At 42.9% G+C, this 13,700-nt stretch carries 13 protein-coding genes; 3 read left to right on the forward strand and 10 right to left on the reverse strand.

The features are described 5' to 3' along the window. Positions 1–11 precede the first annotated feature (11 nt). Positions 12–986 carry a hypothetical protein gene (locus CRO04_RS01615; RefSeq protein WP_097002479.1) on the reverse strand — a complete coding sequence of 325 codons (975 nt, stop codon included), beginning with the start codon at positions 984–986 and terminating at the stop codon, positions 12–14. A gap of 164 nt (positions 987–1,150) precedes the next feature. On the opposite strand from CRO04_RS01615, the gene CRO04_RS25930 reads away from it, so the two are divergent. Together CRO04_RS25930 and CRO04_RS01620 are read left to right on the forward strand one after the other, a co-directional pair. After that, entirely contained in the window at positions 1,151–1,297 is a 147-nt protein-coding gene (locus CRO04_RS25930) for a LysR family transcriptional regulator (RefSeq protein ID WP_207654383.1), read from the forward strand. Positions 1,298–1,317: 20 nt separating this feature from the next. Further along, positions 1,318–2,250, forward strand: coding sequence for an NAD(P)H-binding protein (locus CRO04_RS01620; RefSeq protein ID WP_278321350.1), 933 nt, complete (start codon positions 1,318–1,320; stop codon positions 2,248–2,250). Between the two features lie 131 nt (positions 2,251–2,381). On the opposite strand, the gene CRO04_RS01625 is transcribed toward CRO04_RS01620, so the two are convergent. The 6 genes from CRO04_RS01625 to ilvD form a co-directional block, all read right to left on the reverse strand. Then, complete coding sequence (locus CRO04_RS01625; RefSeq protein WP_330400750.1) at positions 2,382–3,257, reverse strand: aminoglycoside 6-adenylyltransferase; 876 nt, start codon at positions 3,255–3,257, stop codon at positions 2,382–2,384. Further along, on the reverse strand, positions 3,254–3,889 hold the full coding sequence (locus tag CRO04_RS01630) for a CatB-related O-acetyltransferase (RefSeq protein ID WP_097002480.1): 636 nt from the start codon (positions 3,887–3,889) through the stop codon (positions 3,254–3,256). The genes CRO04_RS01625 and CRO04_RS01630 overlap by 4 nt, the downstream gene beginning before the upstream one ends. Further along, positions 3,882–4,691: an amidohydrolase family protein gene (locus CRO04_RS01635; RefSeq protein WP_097002481.1), complete on the reverse strand. Its 810-nt coding sequence runs from the start codon at positions 4,689–4,691 to the stop codon at positions 3,882–3,884. The genes CRO04_RS01630 and CRO04_RS01635 overlap by 8 nt, the downstream gene beginning before the upstream one ends. Then, positions 4,688–5,935, reverse strand: coding sequence for a [Fe-Fe] hydrogenase large subunit C-terminal domain-containing protein (locus CRO04_RS01640; RefSeq protein WP_097002482.1), 1,248 nt, complete (start codon positions 5,933–5,935; stop codon positions 4,688–4,690). Before CRO04_RS01640 ends, CRO04_RS01635 begins: the two co-directional genes overlap by 4 nt. 212 nt (positions 5,936–6,147) lie before the next feature. Further along, positions 6,148–7,515: a GntP family permease gene (locus CRO04_RS01645; protein WP_097002483.1), complete on the reverse strand. Its 1,368-nt coding sequence runs from the start codon at positions 7,513–7,515 to the stop codon at positions 6,148–6,150. A gap of 17 nt (positions 7,516–7,532) precedes the next feature. Further along, positions 7,533–9,248, reverse strand: coding sequence for a dihydroxy-acid dehydratase (ilvD, locus tag CRO04_RS01650; RefSeq protein ID WP_097002484.1), 1,716 nt, complete (start codon positions 9,246–9,248; stop codon positions 7,533–7,535). A gap of 275 nt (positions 9,249–9,523) precedes the next feature. Here ilvD and CRO04_RS01655 point away from each other — a divergent pair, with 275 nt between their 5' ends. Then, on the forward strand, positions 9,524–10,210 hold the full coding sequence (locus CRO04_RS01655) for a FadR/GntR family transcriptional regulator (protein ID WP_097002485.1): 687 nt from the start codon (positions 9,524–9,526) through the stop codon (positions 10,208–10,210). A 56-nt stretch (positions 10,211–10,266) separates the two neighbouring features. Here CRO04_RS01655 and CRO04_RS01660 read toward each other — a convergent pair whose 3' ends face one another. The 3 genes from CRO04_RS01660 to CRO04_RS01670 all read right to left on the reverse strand — a co-directional run bounded on the left by CRO04_RS01660 (position 10,267) and on the right by CRO04_RS01670 (position 13,689). Then, complete coding sequence (locus CRO04_RS01660) at positions 10,267–11,532, reverse strand: Nramp family divalent metal transporter (protein WP_097002486.1); 1,266 nt, start codon at positions 11,530–11,532, stop codon at positions 10,267–10,269. Positions 11,533–11,559: 27 nt separating this feature from the next. Then, positions 11,560–12,702, reverse strand: a complete 1,143-nt coding sequence (locus tag CRO04_RS01665; protein ID WP_097002487.1) for a GGDEF domain-containing protein — start codon at positions 12,700–12,702, stop codon at positions 11,560–11,562. A gap of 111 nt (positions 12,703–12,813) precedes the next feature. Next, on the reverse strand, positions 12,814–13,689 hold the full coding sequence (locus CRO04_RS01670) for a GNAT family N-acetyltransferase (protein WP_097002488.1): 876 nt from the start codon (positions 13,687–13,689) through the stop codon (positions 12,814–12,816). Positions 13,690–13,700 lie beyond the last annotated feature (11 nt).

Below are 13,700 nucleotides of genomic sequence, written 5' to 3' on the forward strand. Positions count from 1 at the left end.
CCTTCTTTCTATTATGATTTCTGGGCGATTATCTCAATACGTCCCAGAGTTGTCCCCACTTTCTTACGGGACTTTATCGTTAACCCGAACAGTTTTGCCAGATTCTCTGTTCCTTTTTGGGTAAGATAAACCTCAGATGCCAAATTCCGCCATATGGCTCTCCCCTTTTTTACCAGAAGATCCATCGACTTATCAAGATCCGGTCCGTCAAACCAGAGGATTCCTCCATCAGCCAGGCTGTCTGCTGCTTTGTCAAGAATTGCATTCATATCCCGGCTGTCTGACAGACGGTCAATGATCACCGCTGCATAGCTGCCATTCTTATCTGTGCTGACTGCATCCGCTTCCAAAATAGCGCTGACTTTGTATCCTGCAGCGACCGCCTCCTTATATAATTGGCTGTTTTGATTTCCTATAAACAGTATGGTATCATCAGCAGCCAGACTTTCAATATCCGCAAGTATTCTTTTACAGCCTGCGCGGGAACGTGCGGTTCTTTTCCTTCTTTTGATAATCCCCGGTTCCTCTTTCGCCAGATAATAGTTACCGCACTCTTTGCACTTCATAAAGATACGGACCGGTTTTACTATCTCTTTTCCGGTCTCATCCCCCTCCATGTATAGAGATGCTCCGTAATGCACCGTCCCTTTTCCCGAACAGACGGGACAGATCTCAATCTCTGCAAACATTAAATTTCTAAGTTCTTTTAATGCTTTAAAATACCAGCGGTACAGACGGTCCCTAAACTCTCTGTCATAAACAAAAAGCCAGTTTTTTATGACTTCTGCCATCCATCTTGTCTCATGTATTACAGACTTGTCCGCCTGAAGTCCCTTTAAGTTTTCTTCCAGTGTAAGAAGCCCGGAAACAGCATCCTCCTTCAACCGGTCATTACTCTGACTAGCGATCAGATGCTCAATTCCTTCCACTACGCTGCTGCATAAATTCACCATCACTACCAGCTGATTCATTCTGCCTGTTGCCATACATAGATCCTCTCCTGTCACTCGTTTCAGTTCTTTCGTATTACTCTGTTATTTTAGCACTGTTAAAAGGAGAAAGGCAAACACTTTCTTGTAGAGCGTCTCTAAACGGTTTATAATATTATTATGGAATATATGGAAGAAAGCAGTTAATTAAGAGGGGTAATATGAATTTTGATAAAATAAAATATTTTATTGATCTGGTTGAATGCAGGAATTTTACAGAAACTGCAAGAAAGAACTTTGTATCACAGACTACGATCAGTCTGCAGATTGCATCAATTCCGTATAGAAATTGCTTATTTAAAAGATAATAAAAATATTGCTTTAAAACATTTCCTTAACCGGTGTTGACGGTAATTTAGGGGGGCAGGCAGCAAAGTATTTATTGGAATTAGTTGATAAGAACCAGATCATTCTCTGCGGTTATAATCCGGAAGCATTAAAAGAATTTGAGGAACAGGGTATTGAAACTCATGAAACGAATTTCAACAACAGCCAGGGTCTTGCCGAAGCTTTTGCAAACGCAGATAAGGTTGCTTTAATTTCCATGCCGTTTGTTGGGAAAAAGCGTCAGAATGCCCACAAGAATGCAGTAGATGCAGCAAAGGCAGCCGGAGTAAAGCAAATCATCTATACCTCCCTTGTCAATGCGTCAGATGAATCAAACCCCAGTGTTGAAAAAATTGATCATGCCTTCACAGAGGATTATATTAAAAAGACTGGACTTGATTATATTTTCCTGCGTAATTCCCAGTATGCAGAGGCCATGATCACCAATTATTTTACCTTTGCTAAAATGGACGGGATATTGAAAAATAGCCAGGGCGACGGAAAAATGGCTTACATTTCCCGTAAAGACTGCGCCAAGGCTATCGCTTATTCTCTTGTATCCGAGAATTATCACAAATCCATTCTAAATATCAATGGACCACAGTTAATGACCATCTCTGAATTTATCGAATATGGAAATCAGGTTACGGGAAATCATGTAACCTATGAGGAGCTGACGGACGAAGAAAATTATGCTGTCTTTGATTCTATGGGAGTCCCCAGAACCACTGACGGAAAATTTAAGGAAGATTCCGAAGCACCGTTTTCATCAGAGGGTATGGTGACCTTCGCACAGGCCATTCGACTGGGCAAAATGGACATGTTTACGGATGATTTTAAAAATCTTACCGGTCAGGAGCCTCTCACAGTTAAATACATGTTTGAGCATGCAGATGACTTCCAGATAGGAGAACGGCATTCAAAAGATATTTAATAATGAAAGAATCCATGGAATTCTGCAGAATGTATACAGGATTCCATGGATTCTTTTTTATAAGCTTATATTTTATAAAATACCCCGCCTCATGACCAGTATGGACTGCATGATAATAGTAATAATATTTGTTAATAAACTTGTTTTGCATCCGGAGGAAGTTCTCTGACATGGTTTAAATATCCCATACAGTTAGACGCTTCCGTCTTGTCATATAAAAAACCAAGCTCTTTTGATACAAATCCTGCCGTCTCATGAAACAGGTTACACATTCTTTCAACAGCCTCCCAGATATGTTCCGCCTCAGCATCCGCATATGTCTTTAAAAACCTCTCCCATTCTCCATGTGACAGCCAACGGTACATATCCTTACCGCATTTTCCTATACTGCATGAAAACCCTGTTGCGATTCCGATCTTCCAGGATAACAGTGTTACCAGCTGGGGGCGTATGTAACGATTAAGCATATCCTGCACATATGGGATCTCATTTCTCCACAATCCCTTGGCTACGTTATCAAGACACCACCAGAATTCATTGCAGGTACATAAAAATTCTGTTTCCGAAGGTCTTTTCACCCAATGGCTCTGGTCCGATGATTCTGGTATCACCGGGAGAATATCATCTTTATCCATCAGGACCCTGCAGAGCCGGTCAACAGAAATATCTTTCAGGGCACAATCCAGAATCATCACATGAAGGTCCAGCCTGTTTCCATCTGAAAACTGTATTAACCACCCATAACTCTCGTCTTTCTTATGGGGATAAGCCGGGTTTTCATCCGGATACTGCATAAAAAGCCGGTCCCCAAACCGGTCTATCCAGGAAGAATCTTTGATAAAAGAATCCGTCTCATTTACTATGTAAACCACATCATAATCCTGAAATATATCCGGCACTGCATTTGGATTAGTTCTGGACCCGCCCATGTAAACTCCTCTGATTCTGTCATCCTGCTCAGCTGTACCGAGAATCAGATCATACATCTCTTTTTCTGTTCTCATCATTCCCGTTCCTCCAGAAGTTTTCTCATATTCCCGGAAGTAATTGCGTCTAAATTTGCTTTCACTTTCTCTTCGGGCCAATCCCACCATTTTAAAGCGAGAAGCGCCTGAACCACCGGCTCATCAAAACGGGAACGGATTGTTTTTGCCGGAATCCCTCCCACGATGGAGTAAGGCTCCACGTCCTTTGTTACTACAGCTCTGGTGCCGATCACTGCCCCATCGCCAATATGTACTCCCTGCATAATAACTGCTTCATATCCGATCCACACATCATTACCGATCACAATATCCCCTTTGTTATCCCAGGTCTCCCCAATACGCTCCACCGGAAGATCCCACTCTTCAAAAAATATCCCAAAGGGATACGTAGCCAGAGATCTCTGGGTATGATTAGCAGAAGTAAATATAAACTTCGCTCCGCACGCAATCGAACAGTACCTGCCAATAACCAGACGCTCTTTATTAACGGGATAATGATAAAGTACATTATTCTTTTCAAAATCCATAGGATCGTTTACATAATCATTATAAATCGTATAATCCCCGACTTCAATTGCCGGATCTTTTACCACATTTTTTAAGTATACGGTTTCCTTATCATGTTTTCTTGGATAAATCAAATTGCTATTCATACTTCTCCTTCCAGAATAATTTTCTGGCATTTTTATAAAATACGTTCTCCGCCGCGTCCCTGCCAAAGCTTTCAAGAACGGAACCATAAAAACCATCATAGCGGTCATAACTGTCCCTGCCAAACACAAGGGCATCTGTTCCAAAAAGTATCTTCTCCGGTCCGCATTTTTCAATGGCCCGTTGCATTTCCTCTTTGGAAACAAAAGTCGTATCCCCATAAAGATTGGGACAACCAGAGATATAATCGCTGGCTCTTTCCCTGTCCCCGCCTAAATCCATATGAACTGCAACAAACGTTACATCCGGATTATTAGAGGCAGCTTCATATACATATTCCATATTGGAGTAACCATCTCCCTCAGTATGGATACAAAACGGTATTTTCTGTCTTCTGCAGACCTCTATGTAAGGGCTGTAATCAGCGGAATTAAAAGGAACACCTGCAGTTCTGGGGTGAACTTTTAATCCCCCGATCCGATCTCTGTTTTCGTAAAGAAAGAGGTTCAGCCGATCCTGATTCTGGTCAAAGAGGGGGCGAATCCAGAATAATAATAAAAACCTGTCACCGTATTCATTTATAATCTTGAGAGAACGGCTGTTTAAGCTGATTGTATCTATATCCGGGAACCTCTCACCTCCCTGTTCATCAAGAGAATTAAGCCCGATATCAGAGATCACTGCCTGTGCCGCACCGAACCGGTCCATCTCTTTTACCAGATCCTCTATTTTTATTTCATAAGGGCCATAGGTCCCCATATGAACATGGGAGTCAATGATCTTAACTCCATATTCTGAAATCATGTGATATCACGGCTGAATAGATCAGTCTCCTCCAAAAGGCTTTCTATGGTATCAAGATTCAAACGGTGAAGCAGCTCAATTACATAAGGGTTTTCCGCTGGATGCTGATATGTGGCCTTTTCCCCATATTCATTCACCAGCCCGGTTCCTTCATCTTTTCCCAGAATGGACCTGGGTCCGCCCACACAGCCGCCCACACAGCCCATACCTTCATAAAAGTTTGCATCAATCTTTCCGTCCATAATATCCTGAATCATCTTTTTGCACCCAGGAACCCCGTCTGCCTGTTTGGTCCGGATCTGAATTTCTTTCTGCGGACTGATAGCTTTTACCGTATTTTCTACCGCTTCGCTGACGCCTCCCTTTCTTGCATAGATTCGTCCTGCTTTGGAGGAATGATCCTTTTCACTCTCCTCCATAACAGCAGGATCAATTCCCAACGCATCAAAAATATTCTTTACCTCCTGAAACGTGAGAACATAATCAACCGCTCCGGCTAAATCCTTTTCTCTGGCTTCTGCCTTTTTTGCAAGACATGGTCCAATAAATACGGTTAATGCATCGGGATGAAGCACTTTTATCACCTTTGCACAGGCGACCATGGGAGATACAGATCCTGGAACATGAGGAAGCAGCTGATGGTAAATCTTCCGGATCATGCCGATCCACATAGGACAGCAGCAGCTGGTCAGCTGATAATCCCCGGTATCTTTAATATTTTTATCAAATTCCAGAGCTTCTTTCAGAGTAAGAATATCGGCAAATAAAGCTACCTCAAGCATTCCGTCAAATCCCACTTCCTTAAGTGCACTCCGCAGCTTTCCAGGCGTAACATCACTGGAAAACTGTCCTAAAAATGCCGGTGCAATCATGGCGTAAACCAGGCCTTTTGCTCCCCTGACCGCTTTGAGGGCAGGAATAATATCCGTACTGGCTGTCAGCTTCTCTCTGGCACATCCGTCAATACACCGCTCACATCCCAGGCACAGATCCGGATCAACAGCCACTCCATCTGCTTCCGCCTTCAGTGCACCAAAAGGGCATCTTTTCAGGCACTCCTGCTGCTCTCCTTCCCCGCAGTCACAGCTGCCTGTCCGGATTACGATCGGATGCTTGCTGGGATTTAACAGGCAGTCCAGATGATTGGGATCATACGCATTCCCCTTATCCGTCTCAGCCGGATCGAAATTGCCTGCCAGTGCTTCTCTTACCGTACTTTCATAGAGTTCTTTAAATGTCTGCATAAATTACCTCCCGCATGTATGCTGTCTATTTTGTAATACATAATCCACTGTATCATTATCATACCTTTTTTCGTTCTTACTATTCCAGTAAAATCCTAAAGATATCATATCACATTTATACATGCCAGAAAACATAAAAATAGGGCAGCATCAGGCTGCCCATCATATTACATATATAAAGTCTCACTTATGCCCCTGTTTTAATATTACCATCAGGAAATAAAGAAAGAAACAATTAATGCAACCACAAAACCAGTTCCTCCCACAATCGTCTCCATGATTGTCCAGGTCTTGAACGTTGTCTTTTCATCCAGTCCGCACAGGGATTTCACAAGCCAGAATCCGGAATCATTAAAATGGGAACAGACAGTAGAGCCTCCAGCAATGGCCATTACCAGGCACGCTTTATACAAAGGTGTCAGACCTGCTACAGATGGCATTGCCGCTACAATTCCTGCTGCCATGGTCATGGCAACCGTTGCGGATCCTACAGAAACACGGACTGCACACGCAATCAGGAATGCGACTAAAACCAGGGGCAGAGGAGATGCTCCGATTACATTGCCAATAATTGTTCCAAGGCCGGAATCCTGAAGCATATAGCGGAGAACACCGCCGCCTGCTGTCACCAGCATGATCATACCTGTTGGTTCCAATGATTTTGTCATTACTTTTTCCAGTTCTTCTCTGGAATAACCATGTTTTGTGCCAAGAAGGAATACTGCTGCAATCGTAGCAAGAAGCAGCGCAACGAACGGTGTACCCAGAAAACTGAATACAGGTCTTAACACATCCACTTTGGTTCCTTCCGGAATCACGCCAAGTATGGAATTAATGATAATTAAAATGAGAGGAATCATAATAATTGCTACAACCGTTCCAAAGGAAGGCATCTTTCCTTCGTCAAACTCCTTTGTTTCCGCGTACAGGGCAGGCACAGGTATATCAAAGTGCTGACCGCAGAATTTCCCCCAGACAGGACCTGCCAGTATCATGGCAACTGCACCACACACAATTCCAAGTCCAATTACAACTCCAAGGTCAACCTCCAGCATATTGGCTACCAGTACCGGACCTGGTGTTGGCGGTATAAATGCATGTCCTACTGCCAAACCGGCTAACAGGGGAATTACATAAAACATAACTGATTTTCTGCACCGCTTTGCCAGAGAAAAAGCAAGAGGAATCAGGATAATCAGCCCGGCATCAAAAAATACCGGAATTGCAACTACCATACCTGTAATTCCCAGAGCCCACGGAGCCCGTTTTTCACCAAAGGTATTCATCATGGTCAGGGCAACCCGTTCTGCTCCTCCCGAGATTTCCAGTATCGCACCAAACATTGATCCCAGTCCGATCAACAGTGCAATTCCTTTCAGAGTTTCCCCCATCCCCTTTGTAACTGTTCCTGTAATCAGACTGACCGGCATACCCGCTATTAATCCGATGGCCAGCGCCGAAACCAGAATAGCAATGAATGCCTGAAACTTTGCTTTTGTAATTAAGAATAACAGAATGACCAGTCCACACAAAGCTGCAATAACCAGCCTTGTTGGATCTGCGGTAAACGTTTCATTCATAATAAACCCTCCCAGAATTATTTCATGTATCCGCCCTTCATGGGAGATACTGCATGCTCACTGAACAATTTAAGTACTCCTGAAGAATATTTTGACGGCTTAGGCTGCCATTTTTCACGGCGCACTTTTAAGATTTCCCTCATCTCTTCTTCTGTCTTATGTTCCCCTTTTACTCCTGTAATTGCAAGAATACGGTTTGGTATATCTATTTTAATAATATCCCCTTCTTCTACCAGCGCAATCGGTCCGCCTTCCGCTGCTTCCGGAGAGACATGACCGATCGAAGGTCCCGTTGATGCCCCGGAAAAACGGCCGTCTGTAATTAAAGCAATCGTCCGTCCCAGTTCTTTGTCCGATGAGATTGCTTCCGATGTATAGAACATTTCCGGCATTCCACTTCCTTTTGGACCTTCATATCTGATAAATACCGCATCTCCTGGCCTTACACGATGATTCAGGACCGCATCGATGGCCTCCTCCTCGCTGTCAAAGGGACGTGCATTCAGTTCTGCCTGGAACATCTCTTTTGGACAGGCTGTGTGCTTGATTACCGCACCATCCGGAGCAAGATTACCTTTCAGTACTGCGATTGCCCCATCAGTACCAATTGCGTTCTGAAATGGCCGGATGATTTCTTCCCTTTTAATTCCTGCTTTTGCACAATATTCTTCACACTGTTCATAAAATCCGGACTGTTTCAACATTTCAAGATTCTCACCCAGAGTCTTTCCAGTAACTGTCATGGCATCTAAATGAAGAACCGATCTGATCTCTTCCATGATTCTTGGAACTCCGCCTGCATAATAGAAGTACTGGGCAGGCCATTTTCCGGCAGGACGGATATCCAGAAGATAATGAGCACCTCTGTGCAGCCGGTCAAACAGTTCTGAATCAATTTCCAGACCAAACTCATGAGCAATCGCCGGGAGATGCACCAGGGAATTAGTCGAACCGGATATCGCTGCATGGACCATAATTGCATTTTCAAACGATTCCATAGTTACTATTTCTCTTGGCTTAATTGCGCGGTTTACAAGCTCTGTAATCTGCTGTCCTGCTCTTGCCGCCATGTCCTTTAAATCCGGACAGGTTGCCGGCATGAGAGCAGATCCGGGAAGCATAAGACCAAGCGCCTCACCCATCACCTGCATGGTGGAAGCTGTTCCCATAAAGGAGCAGGCTCCGCAGGAAGGACAGGCATGCTGCTTATAATATTCCAGTTTTTCCGGTTCCAGTTCCCCCCGCTGGCACATGGCACTGTATTTTCCGATCTGCTCCAGCGTAAGCAGGTCTGGTCCTGCGTCCATAACGCCTCCTGTCACCAGAATGGAAGGTATATTCAGGCGGCCGATTGCCATCAGATGTGCAGGCACCGCTTTATCGCAGCTTGATATAAAAACGCCTCCGTCAAATGGTGTTGCATTTGCATGTATCTCAATCATGTTACAGATCATATCCCGGGATGCCAGGGAATAATTAATTCCGTCATGTCCCTGCGCCATTCCATCACAGATATCTGTTGTAAAATATCTTGCTGCTTTTCCTCCTTTTTCCCTTACTCCGTCTACTGTTTTATCCACAAGATCCAGAAGATGGGCGCTTCCCGGATGACTATCACCAAAGGTACTTTCCACAATGATCTGCATTTTGGACAGATCCTCTGCCTTCCAGCCCATTCCCATGCGAAGCGGATCCATTTCCGGAGCCAATTTTCGAATATCCTGACTAACCATTATTGCTCCCCTTTCATATTCGTCTTATATGTTTCAATGCAATTATATTAATTCATCATATGATTGTCAATGTGTTTTAATTAATTTTATGTATTTTAACCAATTAATTTTCATTTTATTATGCATATTAACTAATTATATTTTTATTTTTGTTTTAATTCATCTTATCAATATTTTATTTTATATATTATTCATCTGATGTATTTTGCACTTGATGGAATTGGGAATACCGTTTATAATCAGATAAGACTAAGACATTAAGAAAGGAATGAACTATGGCAGCCACTCAAAAATCCCTTGCTGATATTACAGCGGAACGGATTATTAAATATATTATAGATAATAAATTAAAAGAAGGAGGACAGCTTCCCAACGAAACTGCGCTGTCATCTCTTATGGGCGTGGGGCGAAGCACTCTCAGGGAAGCCATACGTTCTCTTGCATCACGCAACATCCTGACCGTACAGCAGGGCTCCGGAATCTATGTCAGCCATAATACCGGTGTAGCTGATGATCCGCTGGGCTTCACATTTATAGAAAATAAAGAAAAGCTGGTGGCTGATCTTGTGGAATTCCGTATGATGATTGAACCAAGAAGCGCTGCCCTTGCTGCTTCAAAAGCAACCCCCGAACAGGCCCGTGAACTGCTTTTACTGGCTGCAGAAGTGGAAAAATGTTACGAAAAAGGAGTGTCCCATTCGGAAGCAGATGCACTCTTTCATGCCAAAATAGCAGAAATCAGCGAAAATGTGATTCTTCCCCAGCTGGAACCACTCATCATGCACGCCATAGATATGTTTATCGATATCACTCATTCTTCCTTAAAAGACGAAACAATTAAAACCCACAAAGCGATTGTAAACGCAATTCAAAAGAATGATCCCATCGCGGCACAGGATGCCATGACACTTCACCTTATTTATAACCGTGACCGGCTTCGCAATACTCTGACGCAAAAATAGGGAGCAGCTTTCTGCTGCTCCCCAATCTTCTTATCTCATACTATATTCGTTTCAATTCATCCTTTTCCAAACGCAACCAAAAGCATTATATTTAAAACCGTCAGTATCACTCCGATCACAAGGAGCAAAAACTTATCCAGACGTCCATTTTTATATTTTCCCATAACTTTTTCAGAAGATGTAAGATAAATCTGCAAAAATACGGTAACAGGAAGCTGAACGCTTAAAAGCATCTGACTGTATACCAGACCTTTAAATGGATCACTGATCAGAAAAATAATACCTGTTGCAATGACTAAAATCCATGTCACGCCAAATCTGGTATGAGGATCGTCCGGGTCATAAGGTTCACCGTACATACCTGCAAATATGGATCCACCTGCCATACCCGCTGTGGTTGTTGAGGCAATTCCGGAAAACAGCAATGCTGCGGCAAAAATCAGACTTGCTCCCCTGCCTACCAATGGTTTTAACATCTGTGTGGCCTGCCCAAGCTCTGAGACATGTTCGCCTTTACTGAAAAATGTAGTAGCAGCCAGTATAATCATGGCGCTGTTGATTGCCCAGCCGATAATCATTGATAAAAGAGTATCGGCAAATTCATATTTTAACTGAAGCTTCTGTATGGATTCATCTTCCAGATTCCATTGCCTGCTCTGTATAATTTCTGAGTGAAGAAACAAATTATGAGGCATTACCACTGCACCCAGTACTGACATAATGATCAGCATAGAACCTTTTGGAAACTGAATGGTAGTCCAGCCGGCAACCGCCTGATTCCAATCCACATGTACCAGGCTCAGTTCGTAAATAAAAGACAGACCGATGACAGAGACAAAACCAATAATCCATTTTTCCAGCTTCTGGTACGAATTGGTAAACAGCATCCAAAGGATCAGAGCCAGAACCAGAACCGATGCCAGCTTAACCGGAATCCGAAACAGCAGGTTTAAAGCAATTGCAGCACCAAGTATCTCCGCCATAGCAGTAGAAATTGCTGCCAGAACTGCCGTTGACAATACAGCTTTGGAAATCCAGGGTTTTAAATGTTTATGGGCCGCCTCTGCCAGGCAGTCTCCAGTTACAATTCCAAGGTGTGCCACATTGTGCTGAAGTATAATCAGCATGATTGTCGAAAGTGTTACCATCCAAAGCAGCTTATATCCATAATCTGATCCTGCTGCAATATTGGACGCCCAGTTTCCAGGATCAATAAAACCAACCGTGACCAAAAGCCCGGGACCTACATAATGAAGCAGTTCCTTTAATCCTAATTTAGGCTTATGATGCATGGTATTCTCTTTTTTCAAAAAATCAAACATTCAAATAACCTCCTTTTAAATATCCAGTTATTTTTTCTCTTCATGTACTCGTATGGAATCTCTCAATATTTTAGCCTGATACAAAGCCTGATCTGCATTCATAAACAGTTTGGCTGCATTTATTCCATTCTCATATTCTGCCAGCCCAAAGCTTGCTGTCAGCTTAAGTCCTGGGTGTTCCTTAAACGCTGCTTCCTTTAATCTGTTTTGAATCATAACTGCTGTTTTATAAGCCTCCTTCATATTAGTATGATAAAAGAGAATACAGAATTCATCTCCTCCATACCGGTAAACAGATGCATTTTTACAGCTGTCCTTCAATAATGAAGCAAAGGCGATCAGACATAGATCCCCGGTCTGATGCCCCCAGGTGTCATTAATGTTTTTAAACTTATCAATATCAGTGATTCCAAACACATAATTGTCCTGTGGGTTATAATCTTCCAGATCCCTCAGCGCATCATGCAGAGCTCTCCGGTTATAAATCCCCGTCAGTTCATCAATCTTCAACCTCCTCTTTAACACAATCCGTTCCTCTTCGATCCTGATACTGGCCCGGTTTTTCCGCTGTTCGTAACGAACCACTACCAAACATATCATTGATACAGAAAACATGATAAAGAGTGCAATCAGAAAGTCCCCCAGTCTGAGTGTACTTTGAAACACGCTGGGTTTATCCACATCCCAGGTAATAAACAGTTCCGAAACCACCAGCAAAACCAGACTGGTAACGGAAGTAGTGAGCGTAACTATACTGCTGGCGTAAACAGTAGTCAGAATCACCGCTGTAACAAACACATAATATGTAACTGTGAACGCACCATGCGCTGTAAACAGGGAAAAACAGATTACTGTATTAACAATGGATACTGTATAGATTTTTGCAGTCTGGGAAATCTTATCTGATTTCACCACTGCGCGGTCTACGGCTAAACACATTGCATTCACACCACTGGGCACCAGAAGAAATTTAAAGAGAAACCTGGGTACTGTGGTATTAAGCATATCTGAATGAACCAGTATGATGCCCATAATACATTCTACGGCCAGCGCAAATAATACCATTGCTATGGATATTTTATAATGGAGGCTGAGCCAGTCTTTATCGATCCTGGTATATTCCTTGTGTATCTCATTTACGTGTGCATTTTCATTTGGTTCGGCTGCCATAGATTTCTCCTGCTGTTCCTTTTATTCTGAAATTGTATCATCAGTCAGCTAAACCGTCAATTTTTTTCAAGTCTTATAGTCAAAAAATATACAAATTCCTGTTAAAACTATTTATGTATGAGCCAGCTTGGGAATCCGTAGATATTCCCGCTCAATACTATTTAAGGCTGACCCTTTTACATGCAGTACTGTATCAGCTTCCGCTATCTTTCTGCATAGAAAACCCTTATTATCTATAGGAGAATAGCCCAGGACCAGGCTCTTCACCTCTTTGCCAAAGGCCGCTGCAATTCTGTCTAAATTCACTTTGTCCGGAGAAAAAACCTGGTGCAGATGCAGTTGTCCGGCCTTTATACTGGCAAAGACATATGCATTCTGCTCTGGTACAAAATATATATGTTTGCCCAGATCATCCAGGGCATAAAACATCGTAAGTTCCTCCTTGCTGTCCAGCCAGAAACTGCTTTGCGGACAGCTTGCTTTCATGGCCTGCTGCAGCTTGAGATAATCACTTTTATCTTCCATCGGTACACTTATTGCAGATTTTTCCTCTTCATTGGTTACGGCTTTTACGTATTCAAACTCCTCTGATCTCCTGAATCCAAATTTCGGATAAAAATCCAGCACGCTTTCATTGGCAAATAAAAACCAGCCATCTGCCTTTCCCTCATAATCCTTTTGGATCTCCTGGATCAAGCGTCTGATCAACCCCTGATTCCGGCAGGATTTGCAGGTCATAACCGTCCCAAGCTGAATGTACCGCTTTGTCTCCCCATTTTCTAAAAATAACATGGGACTTACAGAAACATTTGCCAGGACCTCCTCCTCTTCCATGATGGAATAAGGAATATAATTGTCCTTCCAGTAACCATTCTGATACCATTTTTCAAAGTCAAGACCAAATATCTGTCCAGCCAGCCTGTTAAAGCTTTTCCTTTCCCATTCGTCATTCTGGTATCCTTTTCTTAACACGTAACTGTCTTTCACGTTTCATTTCT

This window comes from Lacrimispora amygdalina, assembly GCF_900205965.1.
Lineage (GTDB): Bacteria > Bacillota > Clostridia > Lachnospirales > Lachnospiraceae > Lacrimispora > Lacrimispora amygdalina_A.